This window comes from Bacillus sp. FSL W8-0629, from assembly GCF_038593225.1.
In the GTDB taxonomy this organism is placed as follows: domain Bacteria; phylum Bacillota; class Bacilli; order Bacillales; family Bacillaceae; genus Bacillus; species Bacillus altitudinis.
In genome coordinates this window covers 1523836-1543021 of the sequence record NZ_CP151975.1, presented here as the reverse complement: position 1 = coordinate 1543021, position 19186 = coordinate 1523836, and the positions used below count along the sequence as shown (strand labels likewise).

Annotated in this window: 17 protein-coding genes; 1 reads left to right on the top strand and 16 read right to left on the bottom strand. The window is 43.4% G+C overall.

Annotated elements, in window-relative coordinates; all coding sequences use genetic code 11:
* Positions 1–11: 11 nt before the first annotated feature.
* From pknB to NSQ17_RS07810, 13 genes are all read right to left on the bottom strand, one after another.
* Positions 12–1967 (bottom strand): Stk1 family PASTA domain-containing Ser/Thr kinase, encoded by a 1956-nt coding sequence (gene pknB, locus NSQ17_RS07870; protein WP_135008918.1) that lies wholly within the window; start codon positions 1965–1967, stop codon positions 12–14.
* On the bottom strand, positions 1961–2731 hold the full coding sequence (locus tag NSQ17_RS07865; RefSeq protein WP_034647887.1) for a Stp1/IreP family PP2C-type Ser/Thr phosphatase: 771 nt from the start codon (positions 2729–2731) through the stop codon (positions 1961–1963). Before NSQ17_RS07865 ends, pknB begins: the two co-directional genes overlap by 7 nt.
* Positions 2732–2734: 3 nt before the next feature.
* Positions 2735–3823 (bottom strand): 23S rRNA (adenine(2503)-C(2))-methyltransferase RlmN, encoded by a 1089-nt coding sequence (gene rlmN / locus NSQ17_RS07860; RefSeq protein WP_024720337.1) that lies wholly within the window; start codon positions 3821–3823, stop codon positions 2735–2737.
* A gap of 3 nt (positions 3824–3826) precedes the next feature.
* Positions 3827–5170, bottom strand: a complete 1344-nt coding sequence (rsmB, locus tag NSQ17_RS07855; RefSeq protein WP_024720336.1) for a 16S rRNA (cytosine(967)-C(5))-methyltransferase RsmB — start codon at positions 5168–5170, stop codon at positions 3827–3829.
* Positions 5157–6110 carry a methionyl-tRNA formyltransferase gene (gene fmt / locus NSQ17_RS07850; RefSeq protein WP_039166735.1) on the bottom strand — a complete coding sequence of 318 codons (954 nt, stop codon included), beginning with the start codon at positions 6108–6110 and terminating at the stop codon, positions 5157–5159. Before fmt ends, rsmB begins: the two co-directional genes overlap by 14 nt.
* Before the next feature lie 5 nt (positions 6111–6115).
* Positions 6116–6598, bottom strand: a complete 483-nt coding sequence (gene def, locus NSQ17_RS07845; RefSeq protein WP_008344891.1) for a peptide deformylase — start codon at positions 6596–6598, stop codon at positions 6116–6118.
* A gap of 15 nt (positions 6599–6613) precedes the next feature.
* Positions 6614–9022: a primosomal protein N' gene (priA, locus tag NSQ17_RS07840; protein WP_047947053.1), complete on the bottom strand. Its 2409-nt coding sequence runs from the start codon at positions 9020–9022 to the stop codon at positions 6614–6616.
* Positions 9019–10236 carry a bifunctional phosphopantothenoylcysteine decarboxylase/phosphopantothenate--cysteine ligase CoaBC gene (gene coaBC / locus NSQ17_RS07835; RefSeq protein ID WP_144610127.1) on the bottom strand — a complete coding sequence of 406 codons (1218 nt, stop codon included), beginning with the start codon at positions 10234–10236 and terminating at the stop codon, positions 9019–9021. Before coaBC ends, priA begins: the two co-directional genes overlap by 4 nt.
* A 115-nt stretch (positions 10237–10351) precedes the next feature.
* Positions 10352–10555: a DNA-directed RNA polymerase subunit omega gene (gene rpoZ, locus NSQ17_RS07830; RefSeq protein WP_342467997.1), complete on the bottom strand. Its 204-nt coding sequence runs from the start codon at positions 10553–10555 to the stop codon at positions 10352–10354.
* A 3-nt stretch (positions 10556–10558) separates the two neighbouring features.
* Positions 10559–11173 carry a guanylate kinase gene (gmk, locus tag NSQ17_RS07825; protein WP_007499680.1) on the bottom strand — a complete coding sequence of 205 codons (615 nt, stop codon included), beginning with the start codon at positions 11171–11173 and terminating at the stop codon, positions 10559–10561.
* Positions 11174–11182: 9 nt separating this feature from the next.
* Complete coding sequence (gene remA / locus NSQ17_RS07820) at positions 11183–11452, bottom strand: extracellular matrix/biofilm regulator RemA (protein WP_008344898.1); 270 nt, start codon at positions 11450–11452, stop codon at positions 11183–11185.
* A 76-nt stretch (positions 11453–11528) separates the two neighbouring features.
* Positions 11529–12404, bottom strand: a complete 876-nt coding sequence (locus NSQ17_RS07815) for a YicC/YloC family endoribonuclease (protein ID WP_217967224.1) — start codon at positions 12402–12404, stop codon at positions 11529–11531.
* Positions 12405–12487: 83 nt separating this feature from the next.
* Complete coding sequence (locus tag NSQ17_RS07810; RefSeq protein WP_007499684.1) at positions 12488–15163, bottom strand: calcium-translocating P-type ATPase, SERCA-type; 2676 nt, start codon at positions 15161–15163, stop codon at positions 12488–12490.
* A 165-nt stretch (positions 15164–15328) separates the two neighbouring features.
* On the opposite strand from NSQ17_RS07810, the gene NSQ17_RS07805 reads away from it, so the two are divergent.
* A complete protein-coding gene (locus NSQ17_RS07805) occupies positions 15329–17038 on the top strand; it encodes an NFACT RNA binding domain-containing protein (RefSeq protein WP_342467996.1) in 1710 nt (569 codons plus the stop codon).
* Between the two features lie 31 nt (positions 17039–17069).
* Here NSQ17_RS07805 and NSQ17_RS07800 read toward each other — a convergent pair whose 3' ends face one another.
* The 3 genes from NSQ17_RS07800 to cobA all read right to left on the bottom strand — a co-directional run bounded on the left by NSQ17_RS07800 (position 17070) and on the right by cobA (position 19171).
* Complete coding sequence (locus NSQ17_RS07800) at positions 17070–17573, bottom strand: NAD(P)-dependent oxidoreductase (protein WP_039166748.1); 504 nt, start codon at positions 17571–17573, stop codon at positions 17070–17072.
* Positions 17554–18339, bottom strand: a complete 786-nt coding sequence (locus NSQ17_RS07795) for a sirohydrochlorin chelatase (RefSeq protein ID WP_146270213.1) — start codon at positions 18337–18339, stop codon at positions 17554–17556. Before NSQ17_RS07795 ends, NSQ17_RS07800 begins: the two co-directional genes overlap by 20 nt.
* A gap of 76 nt (positions 18340–18415) precedes the next feature.
* The gene (gene cobA / locus NSQ17_RS07790; RefSeq protein ID WP_035700704.1) at positions 18416–19171 is read right to left on the bottom strand and encodes a uroporphyrinogen-III C-methyltransferase; all 756 of its coding nucleotides are present in this window, start codon (positions 19169–19171) and stop codon (positions 18416–18418) included.
* Positions 19172–19186 lie beyond the last annotated feature (15 nt).

The following is a 19186-nucleotide window of genomic DNA, read 5'->3' as shown; positions in this document are numbered from 1 at the left end:
AAGTCCCTCCTTTATTCATCATCAGGGTATTCAATCGTTTTGGAGCTTACTACTTTATCATCCACTGTCACCTGATAGTATCCTTTTTGACCAGGTTCTATCTTAAATTTAATCGTTCGCTCAGTAGGCGCAGTGATTTTAAAGGTTTCATATAAATCAGAAATGCTATGTTCTGCGTCATCAATAGATATTTGAACATTCATTTCTTGTCCTTCTGTTTCTGGTTCATAGGGGATCGCAATCTTTTCAGTCACCGTTTTAGCCGGTTTCTCTTTTGGGCCAAGAGAGAACGTAATTTTAACCGTATCACCAGGTTTAACAGCTGTCCCCGCTCCCGGTTCCTGCTTCATGACCTCACCTTTTGGCACATCGTCAGAATATGCTTCTTTTTCATCTAGCTTTAGTCCATTATCCTCTAGATAATTTGATGCGGCCTGTTTACTATACGTCGTTAAATCCCGTAAGGTAATATCGGCAGGGCCTATACTGACGGTCAATGTGACTTCTTCATCTGCTGCGACAAGTTCTGTATTTGCGGAAGGTTTCTGTTCCATGACAATGCCTGATTCTGTGTCATTATCATTCACTTCCTCTACAACAACCTGTTTAAACCCTTTTTTCTCTAATAGTTCTTTTGCTTTCTCGACCTTTTCACCTGTTACATCAGGTAATTCGGTTTTTTCTTTACCTGTACTTTGATAAAGCTGAATTTCTGTCCCTTCTTTTACCTTTGTTCCGATTTTCGGGTCTGTTTTGACAACCAGCCCTTTTTCAATCTTCTCGTCGGCAATATCAATGGGTTCAGAAGCGACGGTAAATCCGGCTTTCTTCAAGGTATCTTCCGCTTTTTCAACCGTCATGCCAGAAACATCGGTTACCTCTACGTCTTTTGGAAAGAGTAATCCTGGGAAGACCGTGATCGCTAAAATGGTCGCAGCCGTCAAAACAAATAAGAACGACGCTACAATCCACGGCCATTTTTTCCGTTTTTTCTTCGGCTTTTGTTTCTCTTTTTTCTTTGGTTTTTGAACCGGGTGGACGGCTGTTTTTTCATTGTCTTGATCGACTTGATGATCTTTTATAATAGGAATGGCTTTTGTTGCTTCATGATCTTCTTCAATGACAAAGCGCTTTTCTTTTAGTCTTGCAGGGTCAAAAGTCGTTTTTAAGTCTTTTTGCATTTCAGATGCATCTTCGTATCGATAGAATGGATCTTTGGCCATCGCTTTTAAAATGATGTTCTCCACGCTTTGTGGTACAGAAGGATTCCACCTTCTCACAGATGGCGGCTCTGATTGCAAATGCTTCAGTGCGACACTGACAGCGGATTCTCCTTCAAATGGCATGCGTCCTGAAATCAGCTCATAAAGAACAATACCAAGTGAATAAATGTCTGACTTTTTCGTTGCAAGACCGCCGCGCGCTTGCTCTGGGGACAAATAATGCACGGAACCAAGAACAGAATTCGTATGGGTAATGGTCGCTGAGCTAAGTGCCATGGCAATGCCAAAATCAGTGACTTTGATATTCCCCAAGTTGTCTATTAATATATTGTGAGGCTTAATGTCTCGATGGACGAGCTGTTTCGCATGGGCTTCTTCCATCGCCGCAACGACTTGCTCCATAATGCGAACGGCTTCTTTTGGATGAAGCGGTCCATTGGCGTGTATGTATTCTTTCAGCGTCATCCCTTCGACATATTCCATGACAATATAATAAATGTCATCTTCTTCTCCTACATCGTAGATACTGACAATATTCGGATGATCTAAGCTGGCTGCTGATTGCGCTTCTCTCCGGAACCGTCTAATAAAATCATCATCGCTTGCAAAGTCAAACCGTAAAATTTTAATCGCCACTTCGCGATCTAAAATCATATCCTCCGCCAAATAAACGTTGGCCATTCCGCCTCCGCCTATGGCGCGAAGAATTTGATAACGGCCGCTGATCCTTTTTCCGATCAACACTTGCTGTCACCCTCCTCTGTTTGGGAGGAGATTTCTAACAGTACTGCTGTAATGTTATCTTCACCGCCGTTGTCATTCGCTGTTTGAACTAACTCTGTTACTTTTTCATCTGGTGCGGTTGTTTGCGATAAAATCTGAATCAAATGTTCTTCTTCTACTTTATTCGATAATCCGTCTGAGCAAAGCAAAATTTGATCTCCTGGATCCACTTCAAAAGTTCGTGCATCAATTTGAACGTGTTTATCCGTTCCTAACGCTTTGGTCAGCACATTTTTTCTTGGATGATATTCTGCATCCGCTTTTGAAATCTCTCCTGTTTTCACTAACTCATTCACTAGTGAGTGATCATCTGTTAATTGGGTCAGCGCGCCTTCTCTTAGCAAATAGCAGCGGCTGTCACCAATATGGGCAATTGTGACCGTTTGCAAATGAACGAGCGCACAAACGATGGTCGTCCCCATTCCTTGGCACTCCTCATTGTTTTTCGCATGTTCGTATACTTGGTCATTAATGTCGCTAATTTTTGAGATTAACCAATTTTCTTGATCGGCTGGTTTATTTGGAATTGAAGATGTTTCCTGCCAGTATTCTTTTAAAGAAGAAACTGCCATCTTGCTGGCTACATCACCAGCAAGATGACCTCCCATTCCATCTGCTACAACAGCTAGAAGTGTGTCTTCTTTTGCTTCAAAAATACCTGCATCATCTTCATTATGCTGACGGACTTTTCCTGTATCGGTTTGAAAGGCTGCCCTTATCAACATTCGTCACCTCGTCTCTTCCTGACGCTCCTTCGCTCTTAGCTGACCGCAAGCAGCATCAATATCATGGCCTTGCTCTCGTCTAATCGTTACGTTTACGCCTCGTTCTTTCAGCGTTTTTTCAAATAGGAAGATTTGTTCTCTTGGTGTTCTCACGTAATCTCTTTCTGGTACATAGTTCACCGGGATGAGGTTTACATGGCATTTGATTCCTTTTAATAAATCAGCAAGTTCTTCTGCATGATGAACTTGATCATTGACTCCGCCAAACAGACCGTATTCAAAGCTCACGCGTCTGCCTGTTTTTTGAATGTAGTATTCAATAGCTTCCATTAATTTTGGCAGCTTGTATGCCTTATTGATTGGCATGAGGCGGCTTCGAATTTCAGTATTTGGTGCGTGCAGGGAGACAGCAAAGTTGATTTGCATTTGCTCATCCGCAAATTGATAAATCTTTGGAATGATCCCGCTCGTCGAAACCGTAATATGACGTGCTCCAATATTTAAGCCGTTGTCATGGTTAATGATTTTAAGGAATGCAAGCATTTCATCAAAGTTATCAAACGGTTCGCCAATTCCCATGATGACAACTGAGCTGACGCGTTCATCTGTTTCATCAAGCGCCTGTTGTACTTTCAATACTTGGGCCACAATTTCTCCCGCCTCAAGGTTACGTTTCAATCCACCAAGTGTAGATGCACAGAATGTACAGCCAATCCGGCAGCCAACCTGTGTTGTGACGCAGACAGAGTTGCCGTATTCGTGGCGCATTAGCACGGTTTCAATGGTATAGCCATCGTGTAATTCAAATAAGAACTTGATCGTTCCATCTTGAGATGTTTGTTTGATCACTGTTTTTAAAGTTGTGATGGCGAATTGATCTTTTAATTTTTCTCTTAATTCCTTTGAAAGGTTAGACATTTCATCAAAGGATGTGACGCGTTTTTCATAAAGCCACTCGAAAATTTGTGTTGCACGGAAAGGCTTTTCGCCTTGTTCCTTTAACCAGTCTTTGATTTCATTTAGTTCAAATGAGTAGATCGACGGCATGTCTGTTTTCAGTTCTTTTCTTACTTTTTGTTTTTGTTCTGTCATTTTTTATCCCTTCTTTCTCATGCTGCAAATAAAGAAACCATCTGTTCCGAAATAATGAGGAAGTATTTGTACACTTCCGTTTTGAACAAACGGAGCAACCTGCTCAGGCAGCCGTTCATTAAGAGATAGATCGGGTTCGAAGTCTTGGTGTTCTTGTAAAAACGCATGAATCACTTGTTGATTTTCTGTTGGATCCATTGTACATGTACTGTATACAAGGGTTCCGCCTGGCTTTAGCAGCTGGGCTGTTTCATGCAAGATCGATTGCTGAATTGTCGCAAGTCTTGCTGAGTCTTCCGAGGACTTTGTATATTTCATATCTGGTTTTCGTCTGATGACGCCAAAACCTGAACATGGTGCATCAATAAGAATACGGTCAAACGAAGCATCATCATAATGGTCGGATGCTTTTCTTGCATCAAGCGCTTTTGCCTCAATATGCGTTAAGTTCAGACGCTTTGCCGCCTGTTTGATCAGTTTTACTTTGTGCTCATGTAAATCAAGAGACACAATGTTCCCCTCATCGTTCATTCGCTCTGCAATATGTGTTGATTTACCACCAGGGGCGGCACAGGCATCAAGCACCATTTCTCCCGGCTGAGGGTCCAGCGCTCTTGCGACAAGCATGGAGCTTTCATCTTGGATCGTGACAAAGCCCTCTTGAAAGAAAGGAGTGGATACGATAGATCCTTTCATGAGTTTGAGTGCATCCTCAGAGAGATCGCCGAGCTCTGTCTCAATTCCTGCATCCATGAGTTCTTGCTGCAGTGCAGTGCGGGTTTTTTTCATTTGATTGACACGCAATGTCTGCTTTGGCGGGACTAAATGAATACGGCACATGCTTTCTGCTGCTTCAAAACCGTACGCCTCCACCCATTCTTGTACGAGCCACAATGGATGGCTTGTCTCTATTGAGAGCCTTTTTACCGGATCTTTGATCGCATCAAATGATGGCACGCCTTCTCTTTGCACCGAACGAAGAACGCCGTTGACTAGTGAAGAAATACCTTTATGTCCGCGCTTTTTCGTTAGTTCCACTGCTTCATGGATGGCTGCACGATCTGGAATTTTTTCAAGATAAACCATCTGATAAAGAGACATCCGCAAAAGCTGCATCACCCAAGGAGCCACTTTTTGCGGTTTTTTCACAAAGGGGGTGAGCATATAATCAAGTGCCAGCTTGTTTTGCAGTGTACCGTATACAAGTTCTGTTAATAGCGGTTTGTCTTGATCGGAGAGTTCTTTCTCTTTCATCACTGACTGCAAAAGCAAGTTACTGTAGGCTTGATTTTGTTCGAGTTTGATTAAAGCGTCTAGTGCTACTTCTCTCACATTACTTTTCTTCATTGATTAGCCCTAATTTCTGTCCAATTTCGATATTTGCGCCTCTTAAGAAGTCTTCACCGCTCATTTTTTTCTTTCCAGCGGGCTGTACACTCGTTAATAAAAGGCCTTGCTGATTTCCTGTTCCAACGACTGGTCCTTCTTTTTGAAGCTCAATCACTTTCCCAGGTTCTTCTGGTGTTTGAAGCGGAACTTTTTTCGCTTCCCATACTTTTAAGTTAGCACCGTTCCATTCAGTATAGGCAACTGGCCATGGATTTAAGCCGCGAACTTGGTTGTAAAGCTCTTCTCCTGGCTTGGTCCAGTCTAGCCTTTCCTGCTCCCGCTTAATATTTGGTGCATACGTTGCTGCCTCTTCATTTTGCGGAATTGGCGAGATAGACCTGCTTAACACATTTGGAACTGTGTCTTTTAATAAGGCCGCACCAGCCACACTTAATTTATCGTGCAGTGTTCCGACGTTGTCTAATTCATCAATTTCTACTTCTACTTTGCTAATCATGTCACCTGCATCAAGCTTTTCTACCATATACATGATCGTCACGCCTGTTTTCTTTTTGCCTTGCAGGATCGCATAATGGATCGGTGCACCGCCTCTTAGTTCTGGCAGCAGTGAGGCATGAACGTTGATACAGCCAAATTCAGGTTCATCAAGTAATCTTTTTGGCAAAATTTGTCCGAATGCTGCTGTTACGATCAAATCTGGCTTTAACGCAAGCACTTTATCAATTTCTTCATCAAGACGTACCTTTTCAGGCTGTAAAACTGGAATGCCGTGTTTTAAGGCTTCTACTTTTACAGGAGGCGGCGTGAGCACTCGTTTTCTGCCTTTCGGGCGATCTGGCTGTGTGACGACCCCGACAACTTCGTATCCTTCTGTTATAAGTGTTTGCAGCACAGGTACTGAGAAATCAGGGGTTCCCATAAATACGATACGTGCCATTTTCTTCACCCTTCCATTTCCGCAAGTTCTTTTTCTGTATAGGTTTGAATGATCTTCGACGTGAATAATACGCCGTCTAAGTGATCAATTTCATGCAATAAAGCTCTTGCTAAAAATCCTTCTGCTTCTATTGTAAATGGTTTGCCTTTCTTATCAAAGGCTTTCACCTTCACATAATTTGGTCTTTCAACCGTTCCGTACAAAGATGGAAAGCTCAGGCAGCCTTCAATGTCTGTCTGGCTCCCTTCCACATCAAGAATCTCAGGATTTACTAAGTCAATCCTCCCAGAATCTTCTCCGATATCGACCACGGCGATTCTTTTTGAGATGCCGATTTGTGGTGCGGCTAGGCCGACTCCATCTAGTTCAAGCATTGTATCATACATATCATCCAGCAGTTTTTTCAGTTTTTTATCGAATGTATCAACAAGCTCTGTTTGTTGTTCAAGCACGTCTGCAGGATGTAAGACTATCGGTTTGATTGCCACGAAAAGACCTCCGTTTTACATCATCATATATGGATTCATATCGATTGATATCATCAACTGTTTTTGTTCCATTTCTTTTTGATAATGATCTTGTATTTTTCGTAATAAACTTGCCAGTTCATTTTCCCTTTTGTATTTTATCACGCATTGATATCGATATCTATCTTTGATCTTAGCGATCGGAGAAGCAGCAGGACCGAGAATTCTTGTATTCGGTGCACAATTCATTTTCAGGAACTGAACAATTTTGTCTGTGACATGCGCTGCCTTTGTCACTTCTTCATGTGATACAGTCACCATCGCCAAAAAATAAAATGGCGGATAGGACTGATGACGACGGTGCAACATCTCCTGCTCATAAAAGGCTTCATAATCATGCTGTTTGGTTAATTCAATACTATAATGCGAAGGTGTATATGATTGAATAATGACTGACCCCGCTTTTTCATGACGTCCCGCACGTCCGCTTACTTGTGTAAGAAGCTGAAACGTTTTTTCACTTGAACGAAAATCAGGGATGTGAAGAGACGTATCCGCACTAAGGACACCGACAAGTGTAACATCTGGAAAGTCTAATCCTTTTGCAATCATTTGCGTCCCAAGCAGAATGTCTGCTTCTTTATTACCAAAGGACGTGAGAAGCTTTTCGTGCGCACCTTTCCGAGAGGTTGTATCTACATCCATTCGGATGACCCTTGCTTCTGGCAATACCTTCGTCAGCTCTTCTTCCACACGCTGCGTGCCTGTACCAAAATAGCGAATATGCTCACTATGGCATTCTGGACATTCTGCAGGTACAGGAGCTTCGTGACCGCAGTAATGGCACTTCAGCCGTTTTTGAAAGCGGTGATAAGTGAGAGAGATCTCACAATGAGGACATTGTTCCACATATCCGCAATCCCGGCACATCACAAAGGATGAATAACCTCTTTTATTGAGAAATAAAACCGCCTGCTCTTTCCTTTCAAGTACTTCTTTTAACCTGAGCATTAATTCTTCTGAGAACATGGAGCGGTTGCCGTTTCTTAATTCTTCTCTCATATCAATTAAAGAAACGTGCGGCAGCTGCTGCTGATTGACGCGCCGTTTGAGCGTCAGCAGTGTATACACACCCTTTTTCGCACGCGCATATGACTCAAGTGAAGGCGTTGCACTGCCTAATACAACCGGACATTGGTGCCGCCCTGCTCGTTCAATGGCCACATCTTTCGCATGATACCGAGGCATTTCTTCTTGTTTATATGAAGATTCGTGTTCTTCATCTATAATGATCATTCCTAAATTCTCAAACGGGGCAAAAACAGCCGATCTTGCGCCAACGACAAGTTTGACTTCCTTGCGGTGGATTTTCCGCCATTCATCGTATTTTTCCCCAGTCGATAAGCCGCTATGAAGGACAGCCACATTGGAGCCGAAGCGCTCTTTAAAACGCTGGACCATTTGAGGCGTTAATGAAATTTCAGGAACTAGGACGATCGCTTCTTTTCCCTTTTGGAGGACATGATCAATCGTCTGTAAATAAATTTCGGTTTTACCGCTTCCTGTGACCCCGTGCAGTAAAAACGTTTCATGTTTTTCATCGCTCACTGCTTGATGAATGGGTTTTGCCGCTTCTGCTTGCTCTGTTGTGAGATCAAGAGGAGTAGATGGTGTAAACTCCCTATCCCGATAAGGATCTCGATAAATCTCTTCATAGCTTTCTGTTAACAGGCCTTCTTGAATCAAAGCTTTTATCGTTTGAGAACTAGCACCTGTTTGCTGCTGCAAATCTTTTGCTAAAAACGTCGTTTCATTCGCTTGAAATAAAAAGGTAAGCAGCGCCTTCTGTTTCACCGCATTTTTCTTTAACTGCTTCTGTTTTTCTTCAAGTTTTTCTTTCGTAACTGCTACCTGAAGTGTCCGCACCTTTTTCTTTCCGGATTTTTGTGAGACGTGATATCTGACTTCTAGATGGCCTTTTTGGACATGCTTTTGAATAGGCTTCAGCTGTTCAGGCGGAATGTCAGCGTAAAGGATGCTCTCTTGCTGACCGAAAAGCTCTTTCAATGACTGCGGAAGTTCCTCAGCTGATAACACCTGAATTTCTTTTTCATATTTGGCTTTCATCGCTGCTGGAAGCATCGATTGAAGCGCCGTAATATGATAGGACAATGTTTTTTCCGTCAGCCAGTGGGAAAGCTCCAATAGCTCATCTGTCAGAACAGGAGATAAATCAAATAAATCGACAATGTCCTTGATGTTTCCTGACTGTACGTCTGTTTCTTCTTTGATTTTTGTCACAAACCCTTGAATCTTCCTTGGGCCAAAAGGAACCACTACCCTCATACCAGCCTTGACAAGGCCTTTAAAGCGGTCTGGCACACGATAGTCAAATGGCCTGTCAATGGCTTTCGTTGTGACATCGACGATCACTTCAGCAATCATGCTCGATCACGCTCTTTTGGCAGCAGCTGCTTTGCCTCCTGTAAGATTTCAAAGGCAAGATCTTTTTTGCTCATCATTGGCAGCTCTTTTTTTGTTCCGTCTGCTTTGATCAATGCTGCGACATTTGTATCTGTGCCAAAGCCTGCGCCCTCTGCTGCAACATTGTTCGCGACAATCATATCTAAATGCTTGGATTCGATTTTCTTTTTCGCATAGTATTCAACATCCTGCGTCTCAGCTGCAAAGCCGACTAGCACCTGATGTTCTTTTCTTTTCCCAAGCTCTTTTAAAATATCTTTCGTCCGCTTAAATTCAACCGCTAGTTCACCGTCTTGTTTTTTCATTTTATGAGAATACGTCGTGACGGGCGTATAATCGGCAACGGCTGCTGATTTAATCACTATATCTGCTGACTCGTATACATCTAATGCTGCTTGATACATCTCCTCAGCCGATTCCACTTGCACCACATTCACATGCTTAGGTTCAGTTAACGAAACAGGTCCTGAAATGAGCGTGACATCAGCGCCCATTTGCTGGGCAGCTTCTGCAATGGCATAGCCCATTTTCCCAGAAGATCGATTTGAAAGGAAACGAACAGGGTCGATCACTTCTCGTGTAGGGCCAGCTGTGACCACGACTTTTTTACCTGAAAGCGGCAAGCTGGTTGGCTCATCAAAAAACGCACGGATGTGTTCAACAATTTTTTCAGGCTCCTCTAAGCGTCCTTTTCCAATGTAGCCGCATGCTAAATAGCCTTCACTTGGCTCTATAAACCGGTAGCCGTCTTCATATAAAGTGCGGATGTTTCGCTTGACAGCTGGATGGTCATACATGTGCACATTCATAGCCGGTGCAACCCATACAGGAGCTGTTGAAGCAAGCAAGGTCGTTGTGAGCATATCATCAGCAAGTCCTGCGGCCATTTTACCAATGGTATGTGCTGTTGCAGGGGCAACAAGAATGAGATCGGCCCAGTCAGCTACATCAATATGCGCAATGACTTTTGGATTATTTTCTTTAAATGTATCCACATACACCTCATGCCGAGATAGGGCTTGAAAGGTGAGCGGAGACACAAACTCACGGGCAGATTCTGTCATAATCACTCTTACGTTTGCACCTGCCTGTACGAGTTTACTAGTGAGTGCAGCTGCTTTATATACGGCGATTCCTCCGCTGACGCCGAGTAAAATATTTTTTGACTGTAACATTTGTTTGTCCCCCTTAACGGCCTTTTTCACAAATTCGTCTACAATTCAAAAAAGTCAAAACCAATCATAGTTTTGACTTTTTTGAACGTATCGTATCTGCATAGCAGAAGCGATGTTATTCTTGCTCTTCTTTTTCAAATGTCAAAATACCAGCATCGATTTCTTCAAGAGCTTTCCCTACAAATTTGTAGGATTTTGTGTTTTCGATTTGTTGATCTTGATGGATTTGCATTTCACGTGCACGGCGTGCAGACACTGTGACAAGTGTATATTTTGAGTCAAGTTTGTTCATCAATGAGTCAATTGAAGGATCTAACATGGTTTATTCTACCCCCAGCATTTTTTTATATCTTGGTGCGACTCTGTCTCTTCGCAGGTGCTCTGCAAGGACGATCGCTTTAATTCTTTCACATGCAAGCTCGACATCGTCGTTTTCAACGACATAGTCATAAGCATCCATCATTTCAATTTCTTCTTTTGCAGCAGCCATTCGGTTACGGATGAGATCCTCAGATTCTGTCCCGCGTGTAATAATGCGGTTTTGAAGTTCTGAAAGACTTGGCGGTGCAAGGAAAATAAAGAGACCTTCCGGGAATGCTTCTCTTACTTGAAGTGCACCTTGCACTTCGATTTCAAGGAAAACATCTTTTCCTTCGCTCAATGTTTGTTCTACATAGTCAACAGGCGTGCCGTAGTAATTCCCGACATATTCTGCCCATTCTAATAGCTTTTTGTTTTCAATCATATGTTCAAATTCTTCCCTGGTTTTAAAGAAATAATCAACACCATTTCTTTCACCTTCACGCGGTTTGCGGGTTGTCACAGAAATAGAGTATTCAAATTTCGTATCTTCCTGGGAGAAAATGGCTTGTCTGACCGTTCCTTTTCCAACTCCCGAAGGTCCAGAGAGAACGATTAAAAGTCCTCTTTCTTTCATAATGGCGTATTACCCCTGCCCTTCATCTATGATTTCTTCTTTTACAGAAAGTCTTTGCGCGACAGTCTCAGGCTGAACGGCAGATAAGATGACATGGTCACTGTCCATAATGACAACAGCACGGGTTCTTCTTCCGTATGTCGCATCAATGAGCATGCCTCGATCTCTTGCGTCTTGTATCATTCGTTTAATCGGTGCTGATTCCGGACTGACGATCGAAATCATCCGATTCGCTGAAATGATGTTTCCAAATCCGATATTGATCAACTTTATGGTCATCTTCTTTCGTCCCCCTGTAATATAAACGTCTCTAGTCTCGCCGAAAGAGACGCACTGTAAACAGCATACACAATGACTATTCTATATTTTGCACTTGTTCTTTTATTTTTTCAATAGCGCTTTTCATTTCAACCACCAGCTTTGTTAAATGGTGATGGTTTGCTTTTGATCCAATCGTGTTCACTTCACGGTTGAGCTCCTGTACAAGAAAGTCAAGCTTTCGTCCGGCAGCGCCGCCTTGCATCAAAATTTGCTGGAACTGCTGAAAATGACTTTTCAGCCTGGTAATCTCTTCTGTAATGTCACAGCGATCAGCAAAGATGGCCGCCTCTGTGGTCAGTCTGCTCTCTTCAAGCGCCTCTCCGATCCATTCTTGCAATCTTTGATTCAATCGTTCTTTGTACTGACTCACAACCTCTGGTGCAAACACTTTGATTTCTTCTGTAAATGCCTCGAGTTCAGACAGCCTGAGTTCACAGTCTTTTTGAAGTGATGTTCCCTCCTGCTCTCTCATAAAGCAAAGCTCCTTGACAGCTTCTTCACAAGTGTCAATCAGCAAATGCTCCAGCTGCTCATTCCGGCTGACTGACTCTTCCACCTGAACAGCCTGTTCCAGCTTCAGTAAGTCATGTGCATGCTGAATACCTGAAATATGATAGCGGTCCTCAAGGTCTTTTGCGGCTTTCATATATTCATCAAGCAGCGGCCAGTCAATCTGTAAAGACCGGCTTGCAAGTTTACCGCCTTCAATCGTAACAAACAGCTCAATTCGACCGCGCTGCACGTGACGAAGAATGATTTTTTTTAATGTATCTTCGAAATATAAAAGCGGCCTCGGCAAACGGGCATGAACCTCTTTAAAACGGTGATTGACCGATTTTAGCTCAACTGACACTGTCAGTTCACCATCCGTTTTACTCGCTTGGCCGAATCCCGTCATACTGCGTATCATGTGAAAACACCCAATTCTTTCATATTAATAAAATGAAAAAGGTAATAGCAGACACTATTACCTCAAAATTATACCATAACCAATTATTTTTTTCTTGTCAAAAGTGATCCCGCCAGTAAAAAAGTTGGCAATGCAGACATACCGATGATCAGAAGCCAATCAACTGGTGCAACTGCCACCGTTTTGAAAATCGGCTGAAGCGGCGGATAATAAATGACCACAAGCATCAGCAGCAGGGAAGACACAACAGCGCCGATTAAGTACATATTCCCAAATGGATTGCGTTCAAAAATAGACCGTTCACTGCGACAGTCAAACACATGAATGAGTTGCGCCAAAACGAGTGTGCTGAATGCAACCGTCTGCGCATATTGAAGATTGTTCGGATCACGGTGATACACAAACATAAAGGCTAACAAAGTGGCAATCCCGATCAGAAACCCTCTTGATATGACCTTCCAACCAAGCCCTCTTGCAAAAATCCCCTCTTTCATGTTCCGCGGCTTTCTCTTCATGACATCGCCTTCTGGTTTATCCATTCCAAGTGCCATAGCCGGCAAGCCGTCTGTGACAAGGTTTACCCACAAAATTTGAATTGGAACGAGAGGCAATGGAAGCGCAAGAAGCATCGCAAACAGCATGACCAAAATCTCTCCCACATTCGATGCCAGCAAATAGCGGACAAATTTGCGAATGTTTTCATAAATATTCCGACCCTCTTTAATAGCGGATTTAATGGTCGCAAAGTTGTCATCAAGCAAAATAAGAGAAGAAGCTTCTTTGGCAACATCTGTTCCGGTAATCCCCATGGATATGCCGATATCCGCCTGTTTAATCGCTGGCGCATCATTCACCCCATCACCTGTCATCGCGACAATATGTCCATTTTTTTGATAGGCCTTCACAATTCTCAGTTTATGCTCAGGTGATACACGGGCAAAGACGTACACATCTTCTGCTGTTTGCTCCAGCTCTTTGTCGCTTAGCTGATCCAGAGCTTTTCCATCAAGCACCTTTCCTTGCTTCGGTAAGAGACTTAAATCTTTAGCGATCGCTTTAGCCGTTTCTACGTGATCGCCTGTAATCATCACTGTTTTAATGCCAGCATCCCGGCATTCTTTAATCGCTCGTCTCACTTCAGGACGAGGTGGATCAATCATGCCCTCTAGACCGATAAATGTGAGGCCAGTTTCTGCCTGCTGAACAGAGGTAATTTTTTCTGTCAGGCTTACTTTTTTATATGCAATCGCAATGGTTCTAAGCGCTTGTCTTGCTAAACCTTGAATGGCAGCTTCTGTTTCTTGCCGGTGGGCCTTTGAAAATGAGGCGGTGCGTCCGCCGTGCATCATATGACTTGAACGGTTCATCAGCACATCTGGCGCCCCTTTGGCAATGACATACCGCTCCTTCTGATTCGTTTCCACGACGACTGACATCATTTTTCTTTCAGAGTCAAAAGGGAATTCCTCCACCACACGAAATCCCGCTTCGATGAATTGCTCTGTAAAACCCGCTTTACGCGCAGCGGTTAGAAGTGCTCCTTCTGTCGGATCACCATCAAGTCTCATCTCTCCGTCTTTTTCAACGATGGTCGATGTATTACAAAGTGCTCCGTATAATAGCACCTTTTGCAGGCTTGGATGTTTGTCTACATGGACAAGTTCTCCGTTTAAGGTAAAATCACCTGACGGCTCGTACCCAGTGCCAGAAATATTCCATGTTTTCCCCTCTGCCCATACATGTGTCACTGTCATTTTATTTTGTGTCATTGTGCCTGTTTTATCTGAGCAAATAATCGAGGCGCAGCCGAGTGTTTCCACAGCCGGCAGCTTTCTGACAATGGATTTTTGTTTAATCATCCGCTGCACACCTAGGGAAAGTGCGACAGTGACGATCGCCGGTAGTCCTTCTGGAATCGCAGCAACAGCGAGAGATACACCCGCTAAGAACATATGATACAAATCATGACCTTGCACCACACCAAGAACAACCACAAGAACAGTTAAAAATAATGCAGCAACAATTAAAATTTTCCCCAGCTGCTCAAGGCGTCTTTGCAGCGGTGTTTCCATATTACCTGCTGAATCCAGCATACCGGCAATTTGTCCCATCGCCGTATTCATCCCTGTACCAATGACAACCCCTACACCGCTTCCCCTCGTGACAAGCGTCCCCATAAAGGCCATGTTCGTCAAATCTCCAAGCGAGACATGATCTCGTGAGAGCGGACTCGCATGTTTGACCGCTGGGATGGATTCTCCAGTGAGGGCAGATTCTTCGATTTCCAAACTCTTTGTTTCTAGTAATCTGATATCTGCCCCAATTCGGTCCCCGCTTGAAAACTTCACAATATCTCCCGGTACGAGGTGCTTGGACGGGATCTTGACCCATTCATTGTTTCTCCTTGCATAGACATGCGGCGTTGATAATTCCTTTAGTGCTTGGAGGGACTTTTCTGCACGGCGTTCCTGATAAAAGCCAAGCACACCATTTATCAGCACAATCGCCACAATCGCCACAGCATCAATGTATTCACCTAGAAAAGCAGAAATAATCGTTGCCGCAAGCAGGATTAACACCATAAAGTCTTTAAATTGCGCTAAAAAAATAACGAACGCCGACGCCTTTTTCCCTTCCTGTAATTCATTTGGCCCATGCTTTTCAAGCCGCTTTTGCACATCTTTTTCTGACAGTCCGTCACCTATCGATGTATTCATTGTTTTTAATAAATCGGTTTGGTTCAGTTCATGCCAATTCATTTGACCTCGTCCACTCCTCTTTTGTTCTCTCTCTTATGCAGTGTTCTATAAGCCAGTTTATTCAGACTCGTCCTAAATCATGCTATAATAATAAGACTGCCTAAAGAACGAGAAAACGTAAGGTTCTTTCAGTAGATTTGTGTGAAAGAAGAGGGTGTATCCAACATGTCATTTGACGGCATTTTTACATATGGTATGACAAATGAATTGCAAGAAACATTAACTGGTGGAAGAATTTCAAAAATACATCAGCCCTACAAGCATGAGCTGATTTTTCATATCCGGTCAAAGGGGAAGAATCATAAGCTTCTTTTATCCGCTCACCCGAGCTATGCAAGGGTACAGCTCACTGAGCACCATGATGATAATCCGAGCGAACCGCCAATGTTTTGTATGCTTCTCAGAAAACATCTTGAGGGTGGGTTCATTGAACGTTTTGAACAAATTGGGTTAGATCGGGTGATCGTGCTGCACGTGCGAAGCCGAAATGAAATTGGCGATGAACAAACCCGTAAGCTGTATATTGAAATTATGGGCCGGCACAGCAACTTAATTCTCGTGGAGGACGAAACGGAGCAGATCATTGACGGACTGAAACATCTTTCTCCATCTGTGAACAGCTATCGAACGGTGCTGCCCGGACATCAATATCTTCTGCCGCCGGCACAGCAAAAGCTGAATCCTTTTAACGTGACGAAGGAAGATATTTTAAAGCATTTACGTTTTCAAGAAGGGAAAATCGCCAATCAAATTGTCGATACATTCTCTGGGGTTTCTCCGCTGTTTGCTAAGGAAGCTGTCCACAGGGCCAGTCTTGCCAATCAGGAAACGATTCCAAGTACATTGCTCGAGATGTTTCAGCTCATTCAGGCGCATTCTTTTACCCCTCAGCTCACGAGAAAAGATGGGAAAGAGTATTTTTATTTATTAGAACTTCAGCACGTCGATGGTGACATGAAGACGTTTGATTCTCTTAGTGAGCTACTTGACCGCTTTTATTTCGGAAAAGCTGAAAGAGATAGAGTCAAACAGCAGGCGGCTGACCTTGAACGTTTTGTTGCGAATGAAAAAAAGAAAAATGAAAACAAGCTAAAAAAACTAACAAGAACGCTTGAAGAATCTCAAAATGCGCATAAGTATCAGCTTTATGGTGAATTGCTTACTGCCAATATATATGCGATTAAAAAAGGGGATAAAGAAGCGACAGTTATCAATTATTATGATGAAGATGGCGGAGAGATCACGATCCCGCTCAAAACAAACAAAACCCCTTCTGAAAATGCACAAGCGTATTTTACAAAATACCAAAAGGCAAAAAATGCAGTAGAGGCCGTAAATGAACAAATTGAGCGTACACATGAAGAAATTGCTTATTTTGACGAGCTGATCCAGCAGCTGTCCTCTGCCTCACCAAAAGATTTAGAGGAAATAAGAGAAGAACTGGTGGAAGGAAAATATTTGCGTCCCAAACAAAAACGCAACGCCAAAAAGAAGAAACCATCGGCCATTCAGCTTGAAGCATATGAATCCTCTCAAGGTGTTCCGATTCTCGTTGGAAAAAACAACAAGCAAAACGAATATTTGACCACAAAGGCGGCAGCTCGTGATGACATTTGGCTGCACACAAAGGATATTCCTGGATCACATGTTGTCATTCGTCACAAAGCGCCTGATGAACAAACCTTGCTTGAAGCGGCACAAATTGCTGCCTACTTCTCGAAGGCAAAAGAATCAAGCTCCGTCCCTGTCGATTATACGAAAATCCGGCATGTGAAAAAACCAAACGGAGCAAAACCGGGCTTTGTCACATATGATCAGCAGCAAACATTATTTGTGACGCCTGATGAGGATGTTGTCCTAAAGCTGAGAAAATAAAAAAGAGCCGATTAAATCTTTAGATGAGATTTTATCGGCTTTTTCTTTGTCTTTTTTTTCTTTCTATATAGAGCTCATCCAGTGCATCTACATCCTCTTGTTCAAGCAAGGTCTCAATGGCCGCAGCCAGCTGTTTAGTGCGGGCTGGGCTTGCACCACTCGTAGATATGGAGATTGTCACTTTTCCTGCCCTTACAACCTTTGGCACAATCACATTGCCTAGCTCTGACTGGCTCACACAGTTGACAAGCTGATGAGGAAGCGCTGATTGCGTCATCCACTCGTTTACTGAAGGATCATCTGTAGCAGCAACAATTAAAAATGCATCCTTTACATCTTCCGCATCCACTTTCTTTTTCTTCCAAGTCAGCTGATATGTCTCAATGAGATTCGCCATTTCATCACAAATGTCAGGGCTCACAATGGTTATGCTGCATGGCTCCATGCATAGCGCACTCGTCCTTCTAGCCGCAATCCTTCCACCGCCGGCAATTAGCACATGTTTATTGGTTAGATCAAGATGAACTGGAAGCATGGCTTTCTCCTTGAAAACGAAACGCATCCTCTTTGTTTAAGATGGTTTCCTGCACACGTTCAATATAAGCTGCTTTTACATGGGGATGAAACCCAATATATCGGCAAACACGGACATCTCGCAGCCGCTCTCTCGCCTGATTCGCTTCACTCTCAATCTCTTTCATTAAAATGCCGGTAAATAAAAGATAAGGCACGAGATAGACAGGCGTATCATTATCTACTGTCAACTGTGCTAAGACGTCACGATAATTCGGTTCACACGCTGTAATAAAACACGGAAAAACCTCTGCACAAGGCAACATGCTTCGGACATCATCTGCAATGCCAAACACATCCCGCTTTACATCTGGATCAGAGCTTCCGCGGCCAATTAAGAGAATTTTTGCACGCTCTCCCTTGTATCCTGCTTCTTCAATCCTTGCGATAACCGCTTTCGTGACTTCTTGGTTCACGCCTATAGGTCTTCCATATGTTACCTTCACTTGTGGGAAACGTTTTTGTACTTTCACAATCTCATCTGGAATATCTGATTTGGCGTGCATGGCAGTTAAAAGGAGGAGCGGGACGATCGCAATGTGGGTTGCTCCTTTTTGTACACAAGTCTCAAACCCTTCTTCGATTGAAGGGTCCGTCAACTCTAAAAAACAAATTTCTTGGATATCTGCTTCCACTAACGGCATACAGCTTTTCATAAAAGAAATGGCTTTATCCTGTGCTTCTTTTACCCTGCTTCCATGCCCAACATAAAGGACAGCTTGTTTCATTTGACTCCTCCTTGCAACCCTAGTTTTATTCAGACGAAAAGACACGATGTCCACACGTGTCTTTTCACCTTTGTTCTCATTTCTCAATCAGTGCTGGTTCAAACCAGTTCAACTTTTGATGAAAGTGAACGACATCTCCTACCACGATTAAACTTGGGTGCTCGATCCCTTCTTTTTCAACCGTTTCAGATAGTGTCGCCACCGTGCAGCAAGTCGTCTTTTGCCTTGTGGTCGTTCCCCAGTGAATAAACGCAGCTGGGGTTTCAGGATTCCGCCCATTTTTCAAAAGCAGCCGCTGGACTCTTTCCACGTTTTTGACGCCCATGTAAATGACAAGGGTATCAATCCCCGTCGCCAGCGCTTCCCACTTTTCTTCAAAATGTTCATCCTTTTGATAATGCCCTGTCACAAACGCAACATTTGAGCTGAATTCTCGGTGCGTGACTGGAATGCCTGCATAAGCAGCCGCTGCAATGCCAGAAGTAATCCCCGGGACAACTTCATACGGAATACCATGCTCAGCTAAGCATTCGATTTCTTCACCGCCACGGCCAAATACAAAGGGATCACCGCCTTTTAGACGAACGACTATGTTCCCTTCCTTCGCATGAGCAACAAGTGCTTCGTTAATCGCTTCCTGTCTCATCGTATGATGATTCGGCAGTTTGCCGCAATAGATCAACTCCGCCTCCGGTTTGGCATGGGCAAGAATCTCTTGATTGACAAGACGATCATATAAAATGACATCTGCCTGCTGTATTGCCTTATGGGCCTTTAGTGTAATTAAATCTGGGTCACCCGGTCCGGCACCAACAATGTATACTTTCCCCATCTTGCTTTCTCCCCC

Excerpts from the sequence above, each read along its gene's own strand:
- NSQ17_RS07800 (WP_039166748.1), bottom strand. The coding sequence starts at position 17,573 with ATGCTTCCAGTTCATCTTGATCTAACCAATAAACATGTGCTAATTGCC.
- NSQ17_RS07865 (WP_034647887.1), bottom strand. The coding sequence starts at position 2,731 with ATGTTGATAAGGGCAGCCTTTCAAACCGATACAGGAAAAGTCCGTCAG.
- rlmN (WP_024720337.1), bottom strand. The coding sequence starts at position 3,823 with ATGACAGAACAAAAACAAAAAGTAAGAAAAGAACTGAAAACAGACATG.
- gmk (WP_007499680.1), bottom strand. The coding sequence starts at position 11,173 with ATGAAAGAAAGAGGACTTTTAATCGTTCTCTCTGGACCTTCGGGAGTT.
- coaBC (WP_144610127.1), bottom strand. The coding sequence starts at position 10,236 with ATGTTACAGTCAAAAAATATTTTACTCGGCGTCAGCGGAGGAATCGCC.
- NSQ17_RS07805 (WP_342467996.1), top strand. The coding sequence starts at position 15,329 with ATGTCATTTGACGGCATTTTTACATATGGTATGACAAATGAATTGCAA.
- NSQ17_RS07795 (WP_146270213.1), bottom strand. The coding sequence starts at position 18,339 with ATGAAACAAGCTGTCCTTTATGTTGGGCATGGAAGCAGGGTAAAAGAA.
- cobA (WP_035700704.1), bottom strand. The coding sequence starts at position 19,171 with ATGGGGAAAGTATACATTGTTGGTGCCGGACCGGGTGACCCAGATTTA.
- rpoZ (WP_342467997.1), bottom strand. The coding sequence starts at position 10,555 with ATGTTAGATCCTTCAATTGACTCATTGATGAACAAACTTGACTCAAAA.
- NSQ17_RS07815 (WP_217967224.1), bottom strand. The coding sequence starts at position 12,404 with ATGATACGCAGTATGACGGGATTCGGCCAAGCGAGTAAAACGGATGGT.
- NSQ17_RS07810 (WP_007499684.1), bottom strand. The coding sequence starts at position 15,163 with ATGAATTGGCATGAACTGAACCAAACCGATTTATTAAAAACAATGAAT.
- remA (WP_008344898.1), bottom strand. The coding sequence starts at position 11,452 with ATGACCATAAAGTTGATCAATATCGGATTTGGAAACATCATTTCAGCG.
- rsmB (WP_024720336.1), bottom strand. The coding sequence starts at position 5,170 with ATGAAGAAAAGTAATGTGAGAGAAGTAGCACTAGACGCTTTAATCAAA.
- priA (WP_047947053.1), bottom strand. The coding sequence starts at position 9,022 with ATGATTGCTGAAGTGATCGTCGATGTCACAACGAAAGCCATTGACAGG.
- fmt (WP_039166735.1), bottom strand. The coding sequence starts at position 6,110 with ATGGCACGTATCGTATTTATGGGAACCCCTGATTTCTCAGTACCTGTG.